Here is a 21,940-nt window from a genome sequence, read left to right as displayed (position 1 = left end):
TACGCGCCTGCCCCCTTCCTACACTGGGAAAGTCACCGGGCATCGGGGGGCATGGGTGCGAGGAGATGCGGCCAGGGGCGGCGGTAGCCCGTATTTCTTCCTCAGCTATGCGCACACCCCGCGCAATGACGCCGGTGACACCGACCCGAACATCTGGGTGAAAAAGCTGTACGACGGCCTGTGCGCGCACATCATGCAGATGACGGATCTGCCCCGCGGGGCCCGGGCCGGCTTCCTGGACCAGGGCATGGCGGTCGGCACCCGGTGGACCGACGAACTCTCCGAGAACCTGGCCCGCTGCAAGGTGTTCGTACCGCTGTACTCGCCCCGCTACTTCATCAGCGAGCAGTGCGGCCGGGAGTGGTGGGCCTTCTCCCAGCGGCAGATCAGCCACCGGGCGCGCGGCGGTGCCACCCGGGAACAGGCGATCATCCCGGCGTTATGGGTGCCCGTGGAACCCGCGCACCTCCCGCACACGGCCCGAGACCTCCAGTTCAACCATGTCTCCTTCGGCCAGGACTACGCCGAGGAGGGGTTCTACGGGCTCACCAAGCTCCGTTACCTCCGGGACGAGTACGAACGGGCCCTGTACCGGCTGGCCAAGCAGATCGTGAAGGTGGCCAGGGAGACGGAGCTGGACGAGGGCCAGGTGTACGCCGAGTACGAGTCGCTGCCCAGCGCGTTCGGCTCCGCCGGGCACCCCCCGGAGTTCGACATCACGGTGCTGGCCTGTACGCGTGCCGACCTCCCCCAGGGCCGCGAGCCCGCCTGCTACGGCGCCCTCCCCCGGGACTGGAACCCCTATCACCCGGCCTCGACCCGACCGCTCGGCGAACACGCGGCCGACCTGGTGCGGACCATGGACTACAAGGTGAACATCGGGGACTTCGGCACGGACGCCGACCGCATGCTCGCCCCCGGCCCACCCCGCGCGCCGGGCCTGCTGCTGCTGGACCGGTGGGCCCTGGGCTCCCCGAAGGGCCGCGAGCTGATGGAACGGCTGTGCGCGGAACAACGGCCGTGGATCAGCGTGATGATCCCGCACTGCGAGGACGACTCCGGCTCCCCGAGGGACAAGAGGCTGACGGCACTCACAGAGAAGGCCCTGGCCGCCCGTACGACGGAGGGCAGCGGGCACCGGACCCTCAGCGGCGGTGTCCGCACCCTCGACGCCTTCGGCAACGAACTGCAGACAGCGGTGAAGCAGGCCGTCGCCTCCTACGAGGCACACGCGCGGACCTATCCGCCGATGGGTCCGCACGCCCCGCCTCCCCGGGTGAGAGGCCCGGCGGACCTGGCTTAGCGCCCGGCGACCCGGGCCCACGGGCGTACGGGCGTACCGACCCACGGGCGTACGGGCGTACGGGCGTACGGCGACAACACGGCCGACAGGCGGAGGACGGCAGGGGTATGACGGAGAACCGCAAGGGCACGGTCATCACGTTCTACTCGTACAAGGGCGGCACCGGGCGGACCATGACGCTCGCCAACGTCGCGTGGATCCTCGCGGCGAACGGGCACCGCGTCCTGGCCGTGGACTGGGATCTGGAGGCGCCGGGACTGCACAAGTTCTTCCACCCCTTCCTGAACCCCGCCACGCTCCGGGCCACACCGGGGCTGAGCAATCTCATCGACGACTACCGCCGCGAGGCGCTGCGGGAACTGCCCGGCCGCGCCCCCGACTGGCACCGCCGGCACGCCCGGGTCCGGCCGCACGCGCTCACCCTCGACTGGGCGTTCCCCGAGGGGGGCAGCCTGGACTTCCTGTCCGCCGGGCGACGGCACGACGACTACCCGCTCGTCGCCGCCATCGACTGGGAGAGCTTCTACGCGAGCTACGGCGGCAGCCAGTTCTTCGACGCGATGCGCGCCGACATGCGACGCCACTACGACTACACCTTGATCGACAGCCGCACCGGCCTCAGCGACCTCGCCAACATCTGCACCGTGCAGATGCCCAACACCCTGGTCGTCTGCTACACCCTCAGCGGCCAGAGCATCGAGGGCGCCGCGGCCGTCGCCCAGGACATCAGGGAGCGGTACGGCCACAAGGGCATCCGCATCCTGCCGCTCGCCATGCGCATCGACCTCGGCGAGAAGGACAAGCTCGACGCGGGGCGCGCGCTGGCCCGGGAGCGGTTCGCCGGACTTCCGGCGGGCCTGGACACCGAAGGACTGGGCGACTACTGGTCGTCGATGGAGGTCCTCTACCAGCCGTACTACGCCTACGAGGAGATCCTGGCGGCCTTCGGCGACCCGCCGAGGACGGCCAACTCCATGCTGAGCGCCTGCGAGCGGATCACCTCGGTGATCACGGAGGGGAGAGTCACCGGTCTGCCGCTGATCGGGGAGGAGAAGCGGGCCCGCTACAAGGCCGCTTTCACCCGGCGGCGCCCCCTGCCGGTCTCCCGGCTGGTGCTGTACTACGTCTCCGAGGACCGGATGTGGGTCGACTGGCTTGAATCCGTGCTCCGGGAGGCCGGTTTCGACCTGCTGCCCGTGGATGTCCGTGCCATGCCCCCCGGTGAGTCCGCCGACGAGGACCCCGCCGACGGCGAGCAACGGGTGCTCGCCGTGCTCTCCTCGTCGTTCCTCAACTCCCGCCGGGCCCGCGGCGCCTGGGAGGAGGCCGTACGCGCGGGTGGGCAGAAGCCCCAAAACCGGCCCGTCGCGGTACGCGTCGACGACGTCCGGCTCAGCCTGCCGCACGCCACCCGCGGTGCCATCGACCTGACCCGGCTGGACGAGGAGCGCGCGTACCGCACCCTGCTGAACGGCCTCGACCACCCCGAGGCCCTCCCGGTACCGCCGGACGCCAGTGCGCGGTTCCCGAACACCGGCACGCGGATCTCGAACGTCCAGCCGCGCTACCCGTGGTTCACCGGCCGCTCCCCGATCCTCGACCGGTTGCGCGAGCGCCTGGTCACCGGCCGCGCGGGTCAGCGACTGCCCCAGGTCCTGCACGGACTGGGCGGGGTCGGCAAGTCCCAGCTGGCCCGGGAGTACGCCCACCGGTTCAAGGCGGACTACGACCTGGTGTGGTGGATCGACGCCGAACAGCCGGACCTGGTCCTGCCGAAGGTGGCCGCGCTCGCCCAGGAGCTGGAGCTGCCCGTGGGCGACGACGTCGCGGAGGCGGCCGAGGCGGCGATGGCCGCGCTCAGGCAGGGCGATCCGTGCGAGCGCTGGCTCCTGATCTTCGACAACGTGCCGGACCTGGACCGCGCCCTGCGCCTGTTCCCCGGGCACACGGCGGCCCTGCCCGACCATGTCTACGGCCACATCCTGGTCACCACCCGTGCCCGGCCCGGCTCGACCCTGGTCCAGTCGCTGGAGATGGAGGTCTTCACCCGGGAGGAGAGCGTCGAGCACCTGTGCCGCCGGGTGCCCGGCCTGCGGGAGCACGACGCGGACCTGGTCGCCGACGCGGTGGGCGACCTGCCGCTGGCGGTCGAGGTCGCGGCGGCATGGCTGGAGGCGACGGCCACACCGGTGCGGGAGTACATCGAGCAGTTGCGGGAGCAGTCCACCCGGGTGCTGTCGCTGCAGGAGGCGGTGAACGCCGTCGAGTACCCGTCCTCCGTCGGCGCCACCTGGAACATCTCCATTACCCGGTTGCGGGAGGAGTCACCGGCCGCGGCCCGGCTGCTCGAACTGTGCGCGTTCTTCGCGGCCGAGCCCATCTCCATGAACCTGATCAGCAGTGACGCGATGATCAAGGCGCTGCTGCCGTACGACAAGGACCTGCGCGCCCGCTACATGCTCGGCCGCGTCACCCAGGCCCTGAACCGGTTCGCGCTCGCCAAGGTGGACTCGGCCGACAACTCGATCCAGGTCCACCGTCTGGTGCAGGCGGCGGTACGCGACAGCCTGGACGAACAGAAGTACGAGGACACCGCGCACGAGGTGCACCGCATCCTCGCCGCCGCCCGGCCCCCCGAGGGCGGCGAGGACGATCCCGCCCAGTGGCCGGCCCTGGAGATGATCTGGCCGCACCTGACGCCTTCGAACATCTGGGAATGCACCGAGGACGAACCGCGGCAGCTGATGGCGGACCGGCTGCGCTACCTGTGGCGGCGCGGAGAACTGCAGGCCGCCCGGGCCCTGGCCACGCAGCTCGACGAGATCTGGACCCGCGAGTTCCCGGATCCCGACGAGCACATCCTGAACCTCCGTTGGCAGTTGGCCAACGTGCTGCGCTCCCAGGGCGAGTACCAGTCCGCGCGCACCCTGGACGAGGAGACGCTGGCCGGTCAGCGCCGTCTGCTCGGTGACGACCACCCCAGGATCCTCATCACCTCCGGAAGTCTCGCCGCGGACCTCCGGGCACTCGGCTGCTTCAAGGAGGCCCTCGAACTGGACCTGCGGATCCACCGGGGCTTCTGGGAGACCTTCGGCGAGGACCACCCGCGCACCCTGTCCGCCGCCAACAACCTCGCCATCGACCTCCGTCTGGCCGGTGACAGCGAGGCCGCCCGCCGCCTCGACGAGGACACCGTCCGCCGGCGCACCGCACTGCTGGGTCCACTGCACCCCTACACCCTGGCCACCAAGGGGCACCACGCCCGCGATCTGCGCGACCTCGGGGACTACTGGACCTCCGCCACCCTGCTGCGCGAGGTCCGCGAGGGGTTCGCACAGGGCCTCAACCCGGGCGTGCCCGAGGTCCTCCAGGCCGACAAGAGCCTCGCGGTGTCGCTGCGCAAGGCCGGCCGGACCACCGAGGCGCTGCGGATCACCGAGGAGACCTGGGAGACCTACGCCCGCTACCACGACCGCTACGGCCGCACCATTCCCGAGGTGCTCGCCTGCGGCCTCAACCTCGCGGCCGACTACTTCGCCACGGATCCCGTCGACGGCGCCGCCCGTGCCGTCCGACAGGTGACGGAGGAGGTCTTGGACGGATACCGGGAATCCTTCGGCCCCGACCACCCCTTCACCATGTACTGCTTCAACAACCTCGCCATCTACCAGCGGGCCGCGGGTGACGCCGAGACCGCGGCGGAGCTGAGCGGCCGTGCCCTCGACACCCTCGCGGAGAAACTCGGGGACGAGCACCCGGCGGTCCACTGCGCCGGCCTCAACCTGGCCAACGCCTGGGGCGACATGGGGCTGCACGACCGCGCCGAGGAACGGGAACGCCGGTCCCTGGACGGCCTGCGCCGTCGCTTCGGTCCCGACCACCCGGATGTGCTGGTCGGTACCGGCAACCTCGCGATCACCCTGCGGGACACCGGACGCCAGGAGGAGGCGGTACGGCTTCAGGGCGAGGCGGCGGCGCGGCTGGCCCAGTTGCTGGGGAGCAGCCATCCGGTCGCGGCGGCGGTCCGTTCCTGGCAACGGGTCGGCCGCGACCTGGAGCCGCATCAGATCTGAGACGCGCTACACCGCCACGAGCGGTGCGCCCTCGCGCCATTTGAGGATCTTGTCGAAGCTCACCACGGCGCCGCCGCGGCCGGGTTTGTTGCCGATGTGGACGTGGTCGGCGAGTTCGCGGATCAGGCAGAGACCGCGGCCGTTCTCGTCGTCGGTGTGGGCCTGGCGGGGCGGCTGGCGGTGCGGGAAGCCGGGGCCCGAGTCGGCGACCTCGATCCGGCACTTCTCGCCGTCGAGGTACGCGGTGACCCGGTACGCCTCGGACGTGCTGCCCGACGGTACGGCGCCACCGTGCTCGACGGCGTTGGCGCACGCTTCGCTGAGGGCGACGGAGAGGTCGTAGGAGACGTCCGGGTCGACGCCCGCCGTCTCCATGGTGCCGAGGAGCAGCCGCCGGGCGAGCGGCACGCTCGCAGCCTCACGCCGCAAATGGAGTGACCACCAGATGCTCATGCTCCAGCCTCCCGGCCACGGCTCGACATACCGTTACGTATTGCCACCGGGACAGGCGCGCAATCGCCCGGAACCGGTCCTGCCGCCCATACGGCGGATGCGACCTCGTCACATTCGGTGTATGCGGACGAAACCCTTCCGAATCCCCCACCACTTCCACACCTCCGGGCACAGGAATGAGGGAGGCGGTATTCGCGGCAAATGACACTGACAGTGCATTACTCGCCCATCGGCCCTCGTTCCACCCAGCGGTGTGGGCTCCCGTCTCCCCGGGTGTCACGGCCCCGTGTGAACAGCGGCTCATCCCGGCCCGTACCTGACGGCGGGAACCCGGCGCTCCCCCAGCCGCGCCCCGATGGGATGATGACCCCGCCATGAAAGCCCGCACACGCACCGGAGGTGATCTCCGGGTTCTGAGGGCCGCGGTGTTCGCCGCGGTCTGCGTCGTGCTGGCCGGCGCGGGCCACGCGCTCGCCTCGTGCGCGGCGGTTCCGCTGTGGAGTCTCGGCGTCGGATTCGCCGGCGTCTTCGCCGTCGCCGCCGCACTCGCCGGACGGGAACGCTCGCTGCTGGGGATCGCGGCCCTGCTCGCCGTGGGCCAGACCGTGCTGCACACCCTCTTCGGGCTGGGCCAGCACGGGGCGGAGGCCACGTCTGAGGCCACCGCCGCCATGGACGCGGCGCTCGTCGAACGAGCCGCACGACTCGTCTGCGGGGCCACCGCGGCGGCCATGAGCCCCGCCGACGCCCGACGGATCCTCTTCGACGCGGGGCTGCGCGGTACGTACGCCGCCCACCACCCCGCTGACGCCATGACGACCGCGCCCGACTCGTCGGCGGCCGTCCTGCCGTCGCTGCCCATGCTGCTCGGCCACGTCCTCGCGGCCGTCGCCGCCGGGTGGCTGCTCCGCCACGGCGACCTCGCGCTGCTGCGCCTCGCCCGGCTGGCGGCCCATGAGCCGCTCGTACGGTCACTGCGGGGGGCGCTCGCGCTGGCGCGGGCCCTGCGATCCGGGCTCCCGGGTACGCCGGACGCCGTATCGCGCGCCCCTCGCCCCGCGTACGCGACGCCACCGGGCCCGCGTACGACCGCGCTCCAGCACACGGTGATCCGACGCGGCCCTCCGACCGCCGCGCTCATCCTCGCCGCCTGACACGACGACGGTCCACTCGCACTCACGCTCACACGCACTCCACGTACTGCCTGCGCACGGCTCGGCAGCGCGGGGCCTCACCGCCTTGCGTCGCCTCGCTGCGCATCGCGCGGGGGTGGGGAGGGAGGGGCGGGGACGTCGGCGTGCGGCGCACGCGCGTGTGCGTGCGGTTGCGGTGCGGGGGTGGTGCGGCTGCGGCTGCGGCTGCGGCTGCGGCTGCGAGTGTGGCTCGATCCGCGCTCCTCGCGCCTCCCCTCAACTGACCACGGCACGCGTTCCCCTCTCGCTCTTCCCTCTACTCACTCACCGTGGAGTGTCACCAGTCATGAAGCCTTCTCGTATCGCCGCCGTCGGCGCCCTCGCCGGTTCCGCCGTCCTCGTCCTGTCCGGTCCCGCGTTCGCGCACGTCAGCGTCTCGGCGGAGGGCACCGCGGCCAAGGGCGGGTACGCGACCGTCAACTTCAAGGTCCCGAACGAGCGCGACGACGCCTCGACCACCAAGCTCGAGGTGAGCTTCCCGGCCGACCACCCGCTCGCCTCGGCCCAGCCGGAGGCCGTCCCGGGCTGGAAGATCCAGGTCACCCGGGCCAAGCTCGACAAGCCCATCGAGCTGCACGGCGAGCAGATCGACGAGGCGGTGTCCAAGGTCACCTGGACGGCCACCGGCAAGGGCATCGAGCCCGGCTACTTCCAGAAGTTCCCGCTCTCCCTGGGCCAGCTCCCCGAGGACACCGACGAGCTGGTCTTCAAGGCGCTGCAGACGTACTCCAACAAGGAGGTCGTCCGCTGGATCGAGGTCCCGCAGAAGGGGCAGGAGGAGCCCGACAACCCGGCGCCGGTGCTCGCGCTGTCCGCCGCGTCCGACGACCACCACGGCTCGTCGACCGCCGCCTCGGACGAGTCGGAGGACGCGAAGGACGCCGAGGCCGCCTCGAAGGAGACCGCGGCCGAGCCCGCCGACAGCAGTGACACCACCGCCCGCGTCCTCGCCATCGTCGGCATCGTCGTCGGTGCCGCGGGCGTGGCGTACGGCGTCCTCGCCGGCCGTCGGCGCGCCGACGCCTGACACCCGGTCCCCCGACTCCCTTCTCTCCCACCTGGGACATTCGCACATGCACAGGCATACGAAGTTGATGAAGAACAGCAAGAACACGAAGAGCGCGGACAGCACGAAGAGCACAAAGAACGCGAGGAGGACGTACGCGGTCGGTGCGCTGCTCGTCGCGGCCGCCCTCGGCCTGTCCGCCTGCGGCAGCGAGGACGCGTCCACGACGTCCGTCGCCGAGGTCTCCGACACCGGCCCGACCAAGGCGTCCACAGTTCTCGACCAGCCGTTCGTCAAGCCGGACCTGGTACTCACCGACACCAAGGGCAAGTCGTACGACCTCCGCAAGGAGACCAAGGGCAAGCCGACACTGATCTACTTCGGCTACACCAACTGCCCCGACGTGTGCCCGCTGACCATGAACAACATCGCGGTCGCGAAGAAGGAGGTGTCGAAGAAGCTGCCGAAGTCGGAGCTGGCGGACCTCCGGATCGTCTTCGTCACCACCGACCCGGAACGGGACACTCCGGCCGAGCTCGGCAAGTGGCTCAAGGGCATCGATCCCGAGATCGTCGGCCTGACGGGCGACTTCGACAAGATCCAGGCCGGCGCCCTCAAGCTCGGCATCTCCATCGCCCCGCCGACCAAGGACAAGAACGGCAAGATCGTCTCGGAGCACGGCACCCAGGTCATCGCGTTCTCGCCGAAGACCGACGGGGGCTACGTGCTCTACGACAAGAGCGCCACCGTGCAGGACTACGAGAAGGACCTGCCGAAGCTGCTCAAGGGCGAGAAGCCGTGAGGGTGCGTGCGGCGGGAGTCGCCGCGCTCGTGGCCGGTGGGCTCGTGGCCGGTGGGCTCGGGCTGACCGGCTGCGGTTCGTCGGACTCCTCCGGTTCCTCCGGTTCCTCCGCGGCCGAGCTGTCCGTGAAGGCGGCGTACATGCCGCAGCCGGTCACCGACTCCATGGCGGCCGGATACCTCGTCATCGAGAACAAGGGCGGCGCGGCGGACGAGCTCACCTCCGTGACCAGCGACCTCGCCCAGGAGGTCACCGTCCACGAGACGGCCGGGCAGGCGATGAAGCAGGTCTCGGCCCTGAAGGTCCCCGCCGGTGGTGAGCTGCTCCTCCAGAGCGGCGGAAACCACCTGATGTTCGAGAACCTGAAGCGCAAGCCGAAGGAAGGCGAGACGGTGTCCCTGCGGTTGAACTTCACCAAGTCCAAGGCCATCACGGTCGAGATGCCCGTGAAGTCGGCGACCTACCGGCCGACCACCGGTCACTGAGGGAGGGAACTCCGTTGAGGCCCTTGAACGGGTTGCGGCCGTCGAGCCGACCGAGACCGTCGGGTGAGGTGCGGTGGCCGGGGAGTGGTGTCTCGCCTTCGCCAAGCCGGGTGAGGGCGTGGCTTCTGCTGTTGGTCGTCGCGGTGGCGGCGGTCCTCGGCGGCGCCGTGCCGGCCTCCGCGCACGCCGCGCTCACCGGCAGCGACCCGCAGCAGGGGTCGGTGGTCCAGGAGGCGCCGTCCCAGGTGTCGCTCACCTTCTCCGAGAAGGTCGCGATGTCCGACGGCTCGGTGCGCGTCTACGACCCCAAGGGCAAGCAGGTCGACACCGGTGACGTCGTCGACCTGGGCGGCAACAGTTACGGGGTGAAGCTGCGCCCCGGGCAGCCCGACGGCACGTTCACCGTCACCTACCAGGTGGTCTCGGCGGACAGCCACCCCGTCTCCGGCGCCTTCACGTTCTCCGTGGGGGCGCCCTCGAAGACGTCGGTCCCCGTGCCGGGCCAGGAGGCCGGCGGCGGAGTGGTCGGCGGGCTCTACGGCTTCGCCCGCTACCTGTCGTACGCCGGTTTCATCCTGCTGGTCGGCGGCGCCGCCTTCGTCCTGGCCTGCTGGCAGCGCGGCGCCGGGGTACGACCCGTGCAGCGGCTCGTGGTCTCCGGGTGGCTCACGCTCGCCGGGGCCACCCTCGCGATGCTGCTCCTGCGCGGGTCGTACACCGGCTCCGGCAAGCTGGGCGACGTCTTCGACCTGGACCTGCTCAGCGATGTCCTCCAGACGAAGACGGGTGCCGCCCTCATCTCCCGTCTGCTGCTGCTCGCCGCGGCGGCCCTCTTCATCGCGGTCCTCTTCGGCGCGTACGCCCGGCGAGACGAGGAGGACACCGAGGACGCCGAGGACATCGAGGACACCGAGGACACCGAGGACACCGAGGAGGGCGGCGTCGAGAAGGATGGCGAGAACGGCGTCGAGGAGCCCTCCGAGGACAAGTCCTCCGACGCCGCGGCTTCCGACGACGGGTCCTCCGACGCCGCGGCTTCCGACGACGGGTCCTCCGACGACGGGTCCTCCGGCGCCGAGTCTTCCGGCGCCGAGTCCTCCGAAGCCGACGAGCCATCCGAAGCCGACGACGACTCCTACCAGCGGGACCTCACCTTCGGGCTGGCCATCGGAGGTGGCGTGGTCGCCGCCGGGCTCGCCGCGAGCTGGGCGATGGCCGAGCACGCCTCGACCGGCATCCAGGCGGGCATCGCGATGCCCCTCGACATCCTGCACCTGCTGGCGGTCGCCGCCTGGCTCGGCGGTCTGGCGACCCTGCTCGTGGCCCTGTTCCGGGCACCCGCCGACGCACAGATCGAGACCGCGGCCGTACGCCGGTTCTCACGGGTCGCGTTCGGCAGCGTGCTGGTGCTGACGGCCACCGGGATCTACCAGTCCTGGCGGCAGGTCGGCACCTGGTCGGCACTGACCGGCACGTCGTACGGGCAGTTGCTGCTCGTGAAGATCGGCCTGGTGGCCGTGCTGGTCGGGATCGCGTGGATCTCCCGCCGGTGGACCGCCCAGTTGGCGGAGGCACCGTCGTCGACGGCGGACCGTGAGAAGGCCGCGGTCACAAGCACAGCTGCGGGCGCCGGGGGCTTCGGCTCTGCCGGCCACGAGGACCCCGAGCGGGCCGCCCAGCTCGCCCGGCAGCGGGTCGCGATGGCCACCGCGCGCCAGAAGCGGCTGCGGGACGCCGATCCGGGCCGTCGGGGCCTGCGCCGTTCGGTGCTCGCGGAGGCGGGCGTCGCCGTCGTACTCCTCGCCGTGACCACGGCCCTGACCTCCACCGAACCGGGCCGCACCGTGGAAGAGGCCAAGGCGGCCAACGCGGCCGTCGCGCCGGACACCCAGTCCGGGGCGCTGGCGCTGGACATGTCGTTCGACACCGGGGGCAAGAACGGCAAGGGCGTCGTGCGGCTGGAGATCGACCCGGCACGCGTGGGCGCCAACGAGATGCACGTCTACGTCCAGGGCCCCGACGGCAAGGCCAACGACATCCCCGAGGTGAAGGTCGCCTTCACCCTGGAGGCCAAGGACATCGGCCCCCTGCCCGTGGTGCCCGACCACATCGCCACCGGGCACTGGACGGCCGACGGCGTGCAGATCCCCATGGCGGGCGACTGGAACATCGAGGTCACCGTACGCACGTCCGACATCGACCAGGTGACCGTGAGCAAGAACGCGAAGATCGGCTGAACCGCACCATGACCGACCAGTCCACCACTGTCCCTTCCGAGGGTGCCCCGTCCCGGACTCGTGCCGAGGGTGCCCCTTCCGCGGGTGCCCGTACCGAGGGTGCCCCCTCCGTGGGAACGATCTCGCGGCGCCGGCTTCTCGGTACCGCGGGTGCCACCGGGCTCGCCCTCGGCGCGGCGGGAGGAGCCGTCGGGTACGCGGCCGGCTCCTCGCTCTCGTCCGACCCATCCGGCTCGTCCGCCTCGTCCGGCTCGTCCTCCTCGTCGCCCACCGCCGGCGAGGGCGCTCCCCTCTCCTCCCTCGGCGCGGGAGAGGTGATGTTTCACGGGAAACATCAGCCGGGAATCACGACGCCGCTCCAGGCCCGCGGCCACCTCGTCGCGTTCGACCTGGCCGCCGGGGCGGGTCGCAAGGAGGCGGCCGCGCTGCTGCGCCGCTGGTCGGAGACGGCCCGGCGGCTGATGGCGGGCGAGGCCGCGGCCCAGGACGACACGGGGGTGGCCCGTGACGCGGGGCCGTCGTCGTTGACGGTCACCTTCGGCTTCGGGCACAGCTTCTTCGCCCGGACGGGGCTGGAGAAGCAGCGCCCCGACTCGCTGGACCCGTTGCCGGACTTCTCCTCCGACCAGCTGGACAAGGCACGCAGCAACGGCGATCTATGGGTGCAGATCGGCGCCGACGACGCCCTCGTCGCCTTCCACGCCCTGCGCGCGATCCAGAAGGACGCGGGCGGCGCGGCCCGCGTGCGCTGGCAGATGAACGGCTTCAACCGTTCGCCGGGTGCCACGGCGCATCCCATGACGGCACGCAACCTGATGGGTCAGATCGACGGCACACGCAACCCCAAGCCGGTCGAGCCCGACTTCGACGAACGGATCTTCGTACCGGCCTCCGGGGCGTCCGGTGACCCGGAGTGGATGGCGAACGGTTCGTACGCCGTCGTACGCCGTATCCGCATGCTCCTCGACGACTGGGAGCAGCTGTCGCTGAAGGAGCAGGAGAACGTCATCGGGCGGCGGAAGTCGGACGGTGCCCCGTTGAGCGGGGGCGCGAAGGCGACGGAGACGACCGAGATGGACCTGGAGAAGACCAACTCCCAGGGCGATCTGCTCGTCCCGATCAACGCGCACGCCCGGATCAGCCGCCCCGACCAGAACGGTGGCGCGGCCATGCTGCGCCGGCCGTTCTCCTTCCACGACGGTATCGACGCGAAGGGCGTCCCCGACGCGGGCCTCCTCTTCGTCTGCTGGCAGGCGGACCCGCTCCGCGGCTTCGTCACCGTCCAGCGCAAACTCGACCGGGGCGACGCCCTCTCCCCGTTCATCCGCCATGAGTCCAGCGGCCTCTTCGCGGTGCCCGGCGGCGCGGCGAAGGGTGAGTACGTGGGCCAGCGGCTGCTGGAGGGGTAGGGCTGGAGAGCTGGCTAAGGCTGGAGGCACGGCGGAGGCTGGATGGGGCGGCGGCTAGATGCACGGCGGAGGCTGGACGCACGGCGGAGGCTGGACGCACGGCGGAGGCTGGCGTCCGAGGCCCCTGGTGTTCCCCCAGAGGGGCGCTCGGGGCCTTGGGTCGCCCGCTGGGGTGGTGTGGAGCGTACTCGTGCGCCGTGCCGCGGCAGGCCCATTAGGGTGAGGTCATGCCAGCCAGCTACGTGTACCTCGGCCCCGAGGGCACCTTCACCGAGGTCGCCCTGCGCACGCTGCCGGAGTCCGCGACCCGCGAGCTCGTCCCGATGGTGTCCGTGCCCGCCGCCCTCGACGCCGTCCGCACCGGTGAGGCCGAGGCCGCCTTCGTCCCGATCGAGAACTCCGTCGAGGGCGGTATCACCACCACCCTCGACGAGCTGGTCGCCGGCGCCCCGCTGATGATCTACCGCGAGGTGCTCCTCTCGATCACCTTCGCGCTGCTGGTCCGCCCGGGCACGAAGCTCTCCGAGATCAAGACCGTCACCGCGCACCCGGCCGCCCAGCCGCAGGTCCGCAACTGGATGAAGGCCAACCTGCCCCCCGACGTCGTCTGGGAGTCCGCCGCCTCCAACGCCGACGGCGCCCGTCTCGTCCAGGAGGGCCGTTACGACGCCGCCTTCGCCGGAGAGTTCGCGGCCTCGCGCTACGGCCTGGAGGCGCTGGAGACCGAGATCCACGACGCGGAGAACGCGCAGACCCGGTTCGTCCTGGTCGGCCGCCCCGCCCGGCCCGCCGCCCCGACCGGCGCCGACAAGACCTCCGTCGTCATCTGGCAGCGCGACGACCACCCCGGTGGTCTGCGTGATCTGCTCGGCGAGTTCGCCGTCCGCGGCGTCAACCTCATGCTGCTCCAGTCCCGCCCGACCGGTGAGGGCATCGGCAACTACTGCTTCGCCATCGACGCCGAGGGCCACATCTCCGACCGCCGGGTAGCCGAGGCGCTGATGGGTCTCAAGCGGGTCTGCCTCCAGGTCCGCTTCCTCGGTTCGTACCCGCGTGCGGACGCCGCTGTGGCGGAGATGCGGCCCACTCCGCCGGGGACCTCGGACGACGAGTTCGTCGCCGCCGCGGACTGGGTGGCTCGCTGCCAGGACGGTCGGTTCTAGGCCACACGGCCGGTCCTACCTGCTTATTTTCTTTGTCCACAGAAGTTATCCACAGGTGGGCTTCTCGATCTGGGGACAAGTCGACAGCGCGGCGCCATTCAGTCGACAAATCCCCTTACAGAGCCCCGCTCTGTCCACACCCCCGTAGATCACCCTTCGTCCACGCGTTTCCCCGAGTCAACCCTTTAGAGCGGCCCATTTCCATGTGAATCCACTCGAACGTGGGCGTGAAGGCAGTTTGAGCCGGGAATCCTTGAGTCGGCACTCAGCCCGGAAAACGATCATTGCGGCAGTCCACAGATCTTTCACACAGCCTGTGGATAACTTTTCGACACTGTGGATCCCTGTGGACGAGTCACCACCAAATCCCGTGCGGCACAAGGGAGTCGAGTCAACCAAAGGCCATCTTCGCGCCTTCTTTCAGGGAGTCGGCCCACGATTCATTGACGCCCACCGACCGCATGAACGGGGCGGACATTCCACTCAAATCGGCGCGGCGGCGACGTACCGCAATTCCGAGTCGTGGGGCGGAAGCACTCCCCGGTAGCCTTGAGGGGTGATTGACCTTCGCCTGCTCCGTGAGGACCCCGACCGTGTGCGCGCGTCCCAGCGTGCCCGTGGAGAGGACGTCGCGCTCGTCGACGCTCTCCTGTCTGCCGACGAGCGGCGCAGGTCCTCCGGCGTCCGCTTCGACGAGCTCCGCGCCGAACAGAAGTCGCTCGGCAAGCTGATCCCCAAGGCCACCGCCGACGAGAAGGCCGAGCTGCTGAAGCGCGCGGAACAGCTCAAGGTCGACGTCAAGGCCGCCGACGCCGAGCGCGACGCCGCCGACGCCGAGACCCAGGAGCTCCTCCTCCAGCTCGGCAACCTCGTCCACCCCGACGTCCCCGTCGGCGGCGAGGAGGACTTCGTCACGCTGGAGACGCACGGCGAGATCCGCGACTTCACCGCCGAGGGCTTCGAGCCCAAGGACCACCTGGAGCTGGGCACGCTCCTCGGCGCCATCGACACCGAGCGCGGCGCGAAGGTCTCGGGCTCGCGCTTCTACTTCCTGACGGGCGTCGGCGCCCTCCTGGAACTCGCCCTCGTCAACGCGGCGATGGCCCAGGCCACCGCGGCCGGCTTCACCCCGATGCTGACCCCGGCGCTGGTCCGCCCGCAGTCGATGGCCGGCACCGGCTTCCTCGGCCAGGCCGCTCAGGACGTCTACCACCTGGACAAGGACGACCTCTACCTGGTCGGCACCTCCGAGGTGGCCCTCGCCGCGTACCACATGGACGAGATCATCGACGCCGACCGCCTCCCGCTGCGCTACGCCGGCTTCTCCCCGTGCTTCCGCCGCGAGGCCGGTTCGCACGGCAAGGACACCCGGGGCATCTTCCGCGTCCACCAGTTCGACAAGGTGGAGATGTTCTCCTACGTCACCCCGGAGGACTCCCAGGCCGAGCACCAGCGCCTGCTGGACTGGGAGAAGCAGTGGCTGACGTCGCTGGAACTGCCGTTCCGCGTCATCGACGTCGCCTCCGCCGACCTCGGTTCCTCGGCCTCGCGCAAGTTCGACTGCGAGGCGTGGATCCCGACCCAGGGCAAGTACCGCGAGCTGACCTCGACCTCGGACTGCACCGAGTTCCAGTCCCGACGGCTGTCGATCCGCGTCCGTGACGGCAAGCAGGTCCGCCCGCTGGCCACGCTCAACGGCACGCTCTGCGCCGTCCCGCGCACGATCGTCGCGATCCTGGAGAACCACCAGCAGGCCGACGGCTCCGTCCGTGTCCCCGAGGTCCTGCGCCCGTACCTGGGCGGCCGCGAGGTCCTGGAGCCGGTCACCAAGTGAGCGAAGCCGCCACTGGGGAAGCGCCCGCAGAGGCCCCCTCCGCGCCCTCGGGCTTCCCGTTCAAGCTGATCGCGACCGACCTCGACGGAACGCTCCTGCGCTCCGACGACTCGGTCTCGCAGCGCACCCGTGTGGCGCTCGCCGCGGCCACCGCGGCGGGCGCCGCCCACATCGTCGTCACCGGCCGGGCCGTCCCCTGGACCCGCCACATCCTCGACGACCTCGGCTACCGCGGCCTGGCCGTCTGCGCCCAGGGCGCGCAGGTGTACGACGCCGGGGAGCACCGTCTCCTCACCGCGGTGACCCTGGACCGGAAGCTCGCCGCGGTGGCGGTCGCCAAGATCGAGGCGGAGGTCGGCCCGCTGTACCTGGCCGCCAGCCGCGCGGGCCTGGACGGCGAACTGCTGGTCGGCTCCGGGTACTCCTTCCGCGGCGTCCTGCCCACCACCCCGCTCACGGACGTGTCCGAGCTCTGGTCGGCACCGCTCAACAAGATCTACATCCAGCACCCGACCCTGACCACCGACGAACTCACCGAGGCCGCCCAGCGGGCAGCCGGCGGTTTCGTCTCGGTGGCCATGGCCGGCGAGGGCATCGTCGAACTCCTCCCCCTCGGCCTCACCAAGGCCACCGGCCTCTCCCTGGCCGCGCGCCGCCTCGGCGCCAAGGCCGCCGACACGATCGCCTTCGGCGACATGCCCAATGACATCCCCCTGCTCACCTGGGCCGCCCACGGCGTCGCCATGGCCAACGCCCACCCCACGCTCAAGACCATCGCCAACGAGGTGACCTCCTCCAACGACGCCGACGGCATCGCCGAGGTCCTGGAACGCCTGCTGAACAGCTGAACAGCCACAGCGACCTTCGGATCGCCCTGGTCGGGGTGGCGGTGGCCTACGGGGCGGTGGCCTACGGGGCGGGCCCGGGACGTACGGCCTTGGCGCGGCGGCCGGGGCCTTGGCGCGGGGGCCGGGGCCTTAGCGCGGGGCCGGGGCCTTAGCGCGGGGCCGGGGCCTTAGCGAGGGGATGGCTGGGCCTTGGGCGTCCGGGGCCTGGAGGTTCGGGTTCGGCCTTGCGGATCGGAACTTCAGGGCCGGGACCGGTGCCTTGCGGTTCGGGACCTTGGGGCCGGGGTCTGTGCCTTGCGGACGCGGGCGAACCCCACGGCAGCCCAGGCCGACCACCAGGCGCCGAGTTGCCGGGCACCCCAACTGCCAGGCGTCCCAGACCGGCCGCGTCGGCCACCCCTCAGCGGGACACCCTCCGACGTGCTCACCCTCCGGCGTGCTCATCCCTGGGTGTCCCGAACAGTGACCAGCGCCCAGCGCTCCTCGGCCGAGCACCAGTACCGAGGGCCTCTCACTCGCACCCCCAGCCCCAGCACTCGGCCAAGTCACAGCGACAGCGACCCGGCGGAGGATGCACGATTCGAACGTGCGCGGGCAAAACCCGACCACGGCTTAGCAAGCCGGTGCCTTACCACTCGGCCAATCCTCCGGGTGGGCGACCCACGCGAAGCGATTCGCGTGCTCGAAGCGGCCGCCCCGGGCAGTTCCCTTGCGACGCGAACTCGACGGAGGGGTAACTACTCCGGAGTCCGCCGCGGACTGCCCTGTCGGGAACTCGACGTACTGCGCCTGATGAACAGCACCGCCGGGCTCCTCTCCCAGAACGTGGTGCCGCCTCTCTCCAGCGGCCTGAACACCAACCACTCTGCCCGGCGCCCGAGTTGTCCGCCACCGAATATCAAGCGCGCCGAGGCCGGCCTTGGAGAACGGTCAGCGACGACGCCACTTGCGGCGACGCGCCTTGCTGAAGAACCACCCGGCAGGCGGTTCGTCCGACCGCCACGGCTGAGGATCGGGGGCCTGCTCCCGCCAGCGCGCCGCGAGCATCCGAGCCCTCGCCGACGGCTCGGCGGACTCGGCGGACCGTATGAAGTCCTCGTCCAGAACGACCTCGTCCCGGACACCTTCGGAGCCGCCTGGGGACACCGCGTCCCGCCCCTCGTCCCCGTCGGGTGTGACCTCTGCCGTCATCCCCGTTCCTCCTGCCTCCCGGCCGCCCCTCCTGGCCCTCTCCTACCGCTACGTACTCCTCGCTCAGTGTGCCTGGACGTCCGTGAAGCCTCCGTCAAGACCGAACGCGGGGGCAGTGTCCCGACGCGGCGGTGCTCCTCGGGCGGTGGTCGTGCGCGCCCCGAGAGGTCCTCCGAGGGGGCGACGTCCCCTCGGAGGGAACTCACGGGCCGCCTCCCCGGAAGGCTCCCTCACTCCTCGCCGGCCAGCTTCAGCGTCCGCAGCTTCTGCCCCGCGTACCAGGTGGCCCCTGCCGTGACGACCGTCAGCAGGACCACCGCCGTGGGCAGCCCGACTTCGGAGGTCACGAGGTCTCCGTTCGTGACCTTGTGGGCCACGGCGAGGGACCACTGCTGGACGCTGAGCGTGCGCGCTCCCTGCACCAGCGACCCGAACAGGGCCTCCCAGACGAGCGCGTAGACGAGCCCGAACACCACCGCGTGCCGTGTCACCGTGCCCAGGAGCAGGAACATCGCCGCGTACGCGATGGAGGCGACCAGCGCCGCCACGGTGTAGGCGACCGCGATCTGCTGCCCGTTGCCGTTCAGGATCAGGCCGGCGATGAACGTCGGTATCGCCGAGAAGGCCATGGTCACGGCGATCGCCACGATCAGCTTCGTGAAGATGATCGTCGAACGCTTCACCGGCTTCGCCAGCAGATACACCACCGAACCGTCATCGATCTCGGGCCCGATGGCGCCCGTCCCGGCGATGACTCCGATGATCGGCACCATGGTGGCGAGCGCGAACCCGCCGAGCAGGTCGGCCGCCACCTGGTCGTCGGCGCCGCTCAGGGCCCGCACCGCCGCGGAGATCACAAGCAGCAGAACCGGCAGCGCACCGAGAATGAGGGCCCGACGGCGGCCGAGCAGGGCCCGGTAGGTGAGCCGGGCGACTGTGGGGTCGTACATCTTCGGCCTCCTACGCCGCGACCAGATACGAGAACACGGACTCGAGGGACTCGTCCGACGGCGAGACCGTGAGCAAGCGGATGCCCCGGTCCCGGGCGATCCTCGGCAACAGAGCGGTGAACCGTCCGAAGTCGACGGCCTGGATACGCAGCGCGCCCTCGGTCACGTCCACTTCGATGCCGGCGGTCGACGGGTCGGCGATCAGCGCGGCGGCCAGTGCCCGGTCGTCGCTGGAACGCACCAGGTAGACGTGCGGCCGGTCGGTCATCAGACGGCGGATGCGCCGGAAGTCGCCGCTCGCCGCGTGCCGCCCGGCGACGATCACCTCGATGTGGGAAGCCAGCTGCTCCACCTCTTCGAGGATGTGCGAGGAGAACAGCACCGACCGGCCCTCGTCGCCCATGCGCCGCAGCAGGTCCATGAGCTGCATGCGCTGGCGCGGGTCCATACCGTTGAACGGCTCGTCCAGCAGAAGCAGGGACGGATCGTGGACCAGCGCGGACGCCATCTTCACGCGCTGCCGCATGCCCTTGGAGTACGTCGAGATCTTGCGGTCCTGCGCGTACTCCATCTCCACCGTGGCGAGGGCCTTTTGGGCTGCCTTCGCCCCGAGGCCCTGCAACTCGGCGTTGGCGACGACGAACTCGCGCCCCGTGAGGAAGTCGTACATCGCCTCCCGCTCCGGGACGATGCCGATGTCCTTGTAGATCTGCTCGTTGCGCCAGACCGGCCGGCCGTCGAGGGTCACCGAGCCGGTGGAGGGAGCGAGGAAACCGCCCATCATGTTGATGAGGGTGGACTTCCCGGCGCCGTTCGGACCGAGGAGGCCGGTGACGCCGGGGCCGATGGTCATCGTGATGTCGTTGACCGCCACCACATTGCCGAACCACCGGGAGACGTGATCGATGTTGAGCGTGGTCACAGCCCGGCCTTTCGGTAGCGGCGCATCAGCAGGCCGTAGGAGCCCGCGATGAGACCGAGGACGACGAGGAGGTAGACGACACCCTGTCCGCCGGACGGCCCGTGCCCACCGGGGAAGGCGGACGTGGCGCCCAGGAAGGCGGTCTGCACGCCGTCTATCAGCGTGATCGGCGAGAAGAGGCCGAGCCACGGGATCGCGCCACCGCTGGACTGCACATCGGCGATGGCCTGGACGACGGACACGGCCCCGTAGGAGATGGTGAAGACCGCGATGACGGCCGCGATACCGAAGCCTCGGCGAGGCGTGAGCGCGGAGATCACCAGACCGATGCCGGCGAAGAGGAGCGACAGGAGCGCCACGGACATCAGTCCTTGTGCGAAGCCCTTGGTCTGGTCCCAGAAGTCCAGCTTGGCCAACAGGGCGCCGACATAGAGCACGACGAGGGGAATGGCGGTGATGATGAAGAGCGCCGACGTCAGCGCGGCGTACTTGGAACGCACGTAGTCCGCGGTCTCGATCGGGCGCGAGAAGTACAACGGCACCGTCTTGAAGCGCAGATCGAGGGAGACGGACTGCGGCGCTTGCGAGGCGACGTACAGCCCGATCACGGCCTGCATGATGATCGCGTAGTCGGTGTACTTGATGGGCAGGTCGTTGGCCTTGGTGGCGACCGCCACCGCCACCATGATCGCCGCCGGCACGCACATCACCGCGAAGAGCATCATCGGCAGCACCTTGGACTTGGCCGAACGGCCGAGGCCGTACGCACCGCGCAGGGACTGCGAGTACAGCGAGCGGCGGGCGTAGGCGCGGCCCAGGCGGGGTCCGTCGTAGCTGCGGTAGCCGATGTTGTGGATTCGGCTCTGTTCGCCCGTACGCGTGGGCTGTGCACCGGCGTGGGCCGGGGCCTCGGCCCGGGTCTGCTCAACCGCCATGGCCGACCGCCTCCTTCCACGCATCCTGCGTGCGCTGGGAAATCGCCTGCTCGTCGCTGTCCTGGAACACCTCGGCGATGTGGTGCCTGCGCTGCTCCATGCGGACCAGGCCGAGGCCCAGATCGGCGACGACGTCACGGATCAGGTCGTAGGTCTCCTCGCCCTGCGCGGTGAGCAGCAGGATGTGCCCGGCGCCGGGGAGGCCGCTGCCGTCGGAGACGGTCACACCGCGCGCGTGGAGCGCCTCGCGCAGCGCGCGGGTGCCGTCGGGGTGCTCGTCGCTGTCCGTGACCTCGATCGCGAGGGTGGCCGTGCTCTGGGTGAAGTCCCGCGTGGAGCTGGACCGCAGGAGCTTTCCGCCGTCGATCACCACGACGTGGTCGCAGGTGCGCTCCAGTTCGCCCAGCAGGTGGGAGGTGACGAGGACCGAGATCCCGAAGTCGGTGTGGATGCGGCGGATGAGGCCGAGCATCTCGTCCCGGCCGACCGGGTCGAGGCCGTTCGTCGGCTCGTCCAGGAAGACGAGCTGCGGGTCGTGGACCAAGGCCTGGGCCAGCTTCACTCGCTGCTTCATGCCCGTGGAGTAGCCGCCCATCGGGCGGTACCGCTCCTCGTAGAGGCCGACATGGCGCAGGGTGTCAGCGGTCCGCTCGCGTGCGGCGGTCGGCGGGAGCCCTGACATGCGGGCCATGTGCACGACGAACTCGGTGGCCGACACATCGGGCGGCAGGCAGTCGTGTTCCGGCATGTACCCGACGCGCTCGCGGATGGCGCCGCCCTTGCTGGCGACGTCCAGCCCGAGCACCTCGGCACGGCCTTCCGTGGCGGGGGACAGACCCAGAAGGATCTTGATCAGCGTGGACTTGCCGGCGCCATTGGCACCGACGAGTCCCGTCACACCGGGTCCGATGTCCACGGAGAGCCGGTCAAGAGCGGTCACCCTCGGGAACCGCTTGCTCAGGCTTTCGGTCGCGATCACAGTCACGATTCAGACACTAGGGCCGGGGGGCCTTCGCGGTCGTCACCCCGCAGAGCTGTCTCGGCGTCCCCCTCGAGTCGTACGGGCCCGTAGGGGGCATCAGCCGTCGGTCCCCCTAGGGGTCACCCTGAGGTCGAACAACCGGCAGGCCGGAGCC

The 21,940-nt window shown here is 70.5% G+C and carries 17 protein-coding genes and 1 tRNA gene; 11 read left to right on the top strand and 7 right to left on the bottom strand.

Annotated features, from left to right (window positions below; all coding sequences use genetic code 11):
* Window positions 1-55 precede the first annotated feature (55 nt).
* The gene (locus ACZ4Z2_RS09215; protein ID WP_468073958.1) at window positions 56-1,303 is read left to right on the top strand and encodes a TIR-like protein FxsC; all 1,248 of its coding nucleotides are present in this window, start codon (window positions 56-58) and stop codon (window positions 1,301-1,303) included.
* A gap of 107 nt (window positions 1,304-1,410) precedes the next feature.
* Window positions 1,411-5,376 carry an FxSxx-COOH system tetratricopeptide repeat protein gene (gene fxsT / locus ACZ4Z2_RS09210; protein ID WP_468073957.1) on the top strand — a complete coding sequence of 1,322 codons (3,966 nt, stop codon included), beginning with the start codon at window positions 1,411-1,413 and terminating at the stop codon, window positions 5,374-5,376.
* Between the two features lie 6 nt (window positions 5,377-5,382).
* Here the strand turns inward: fxsT and ACZ4Z2_RS09205 are convergent, their stop codons facing one another.
* Window positions 5,383-5,829 (bottom strand): ATP-binding protein, encoded by a 447-nt coding sequence (locus ACZ4Z2_RS09205; protein ID WP_468073955.1) that lies wholly within the window; start codon window positions 5,827-5,829, stop codon window positions 5,383-5,385.
* Between the two features lie 374 nt (window positions 5,830-6,203).
* Between ACZ4Z2_RS09205 and ACZ4Z2_RS09200 the strand changes: the two genes are divergently transcribed.
* The 9 genes from ACZ4Z2_RS09200 to ACZ4Z2_RS09160 all read left to right on the top strand — a co-directional run bounded on the left by ACZ4Z2_RS09200 (window position 6,204) and on the right by ACZ4Z2_RS09160 (window position 16,806).
* Window positions 6,204-6,983 carry a hypothetical protein gene (locus ACZ4Z2_RS09200; RefSeq protein ID WP_468073953.1) on the top strand — a complete coding sequence of 260 codons (780 nt, stop codon included), beginning with the start codon at window positions 6,204-6,206 and terminating at the stop codon, window positions 6,981-6,983.
* A gap of 325 nt (window positions 6,984-7,308) precedes the next feature.
* Window positions 7,309-8,049 (top strand): YcnI family copper-binding membrane protein, encoded by a 741-nt coding sequence (locus ACZ4Z2_RS09195; protein WP_468073952.1) that lies wholly within the window; start codon window positions 7,309-7,311, stop codon window positions 8,047-8,049.
* Between the two features lie 67 nt (window positions 8,050-8,116).
* Window positions 8,117-8,830 (top strand): SCO family protein, encoded by a 714-nt coding sequence (locus tag ACZ4Z2_RS09190; protein ID WP_468073950.1) that lies wholly within the window; start codon window positions 8,117-8,119, stop codon window positions 8,828-8,830.
* Between the two features lie 2 nt (window positions 8,831-8,832).
* The gene (locus ACZ4Z2_RS09185) at window positions 8,833-9,315 is read left to right on the top strand and encodes a copper chaperone PCu(A)C (protein WP_468073948.1); all 483 of its coding nucleotides are present in this window, start codon (window positions 8,833-8,835) and stop codon (window positions 9,313-9,315) included.
* Between the two features lie 110 nt (window positions 9,316-9,425).
* The gene (locus ACZ4Z2_RS09180) at window positions 9,426-11,552 is read left to right on the top strand and encodes a copper resistance CopC/CopD family protein (protein WP_468073946.1); all 2,127 of its coding nucleotides are present in this window, start codon (window positions 9,426-9,428) and stop codon (window positions 11,550-11,552) included.
* A gap of 8 nt (window positions 11,553-11,560) precedes the next feature.
* Entirely contained in the window at window positions 11,561-12,961 is a 1,401-nt protein-coding gene (gene efeB, locus ACZ4Z2_RS09175) for an iron uptake transporter deferrochelatase/peroxidase subunit (RefSeq protein WP_468073944.1), read from the top strand.
* Window positions 12,962-13,188: 227 nt separating this feature from the next.
* On the top strand, window positions 13,189-14,124 hold the full coding sequence (gene pheA / locus ACZ4Z2_RS09170; protein WP_468073942.1) for a prephenate dehydratase: 936 nt from the start codon (window positions 13,189-13,191) through the stop codon (window positions 14,122-14,124).
* Window positions 14,125-14,680: 556 nt separating this feature from the next.
* Window positions 14,681-15,958 (top strand): serine--tRNA ligase, encoded by a 1,278-nt coding sequence (serS, locus tag ACZ4Z2_RS09165; protein ID WP_468073940.1) that lies wholly within the window; start codon window positions 14,681-14,683, stop codon window positions 15,956-15,958.
* Window positions 15,955-16,806 carry an HAD family hydrolase gene (locus ACZ4Z2_RS09160; RefSeq protein WP_468073938.1) on the top strand — a complete coding sequence of 284 codons (852 nt, stop codon included), beginning with the start codon at window positions 15,955-15,957 and terminating at the stop codon, window positions 16,804-16,806. Before serS ends, ACZ4Z2_RS09160 begins: the two co-directional genes overlap by 4 nt.
* Before the next feature lie 565 nt (window positions 16,807-17,371).
* Here the strand turns inward: ACZ4Z2_RS09160 and ACZ4Z2_RS09155 are convergent.
* The 6 genes from ACZ4Z2_RS09155 to ACZ4Z2_RS09130 form a co-directional block, all read right to left on the bottom strand.
* Window positions 17,372-17,455: transfer RNA gene (locus ACZ4Z2_RS09155), tRNA-Ser, on the bottom strand.
* A gap of 281 nt (window positions 17,456-17,736) precedes the next feature.
* Complete coding sequence (locus ACZ4Z2_RS09150) at window positions 17,737-17,997, bottom strand: SGM_3592 family protein (RefSeq protein WP_468073936.1); 261 nt, start codon at window positions 17,995-17,997, stop codon at window positions 17,737-17,739.
* 230 nt (window positions 17,998-18,227) lie between these two features.
* Window positions 18,228-18,947 (bottom strand): ABC transporter permease, encoded by a 720-nt coding sequence (locus ACZ4Z2_RS09145; RefSeq protein WP_468073934.1) that lies wholly within the window; start codon window positions 18,945-18,947, stop codon window positions 18,228-18,230.
* 10 nt (window positions 18,948-18,957) lie between these two features.
* The gene (locus ACZ4Z2_RS09140) at window positions 18,958-19,869 is read right to left on the bottom strand and encodes an ABC transporter ATP-binding protein (protein WP_468073932.1); all 912 of its coding nucleotides are present in this window, start codon (window positions 19,867-19,869) and stop codon (window positions 18,958-18,960) included.
* Window positions 19,866-20,804, bottom strand: coding sequence for an ABC transporter permease (locus ACZ4Z2_RS09135; RefSeq protein WP_468073930.1), 939 nt, complete (start codon window positions 20,802-20,804; stop codon window positions 19,866-19,868). The genes ACZ4Z2_RS09140 and ACZ4Z2_RS09135 overlap by 4 nt, the downstream gene beginning before the upstream one ends.
* Complete coding sequence (locus ACZ4Z2_RS09130; RefSeq protein ID WP_468074184.1) at window positions 20,794-21,783, bottom strand: ABC transporter ATP-binding protein; 990 nt, start codon at window positions 21,781-21,783, stop codon at window positions 20,794-20,796. The genes ACZ4Z2_RS09135 and ACZ4Z2_RS09130 overlap by 11 nt, the downstream gene beginning before the upstream one ends.
* Window positions 21,784-21,940 lie beyond the last annotated feature (157 nt).

Source organism: Streptomyces sp. NPDC030183 (genome assembly GCF_055573455.1).
This window is presented reverse-complemented; position numbering and strand designations above follow the sequence as displayed.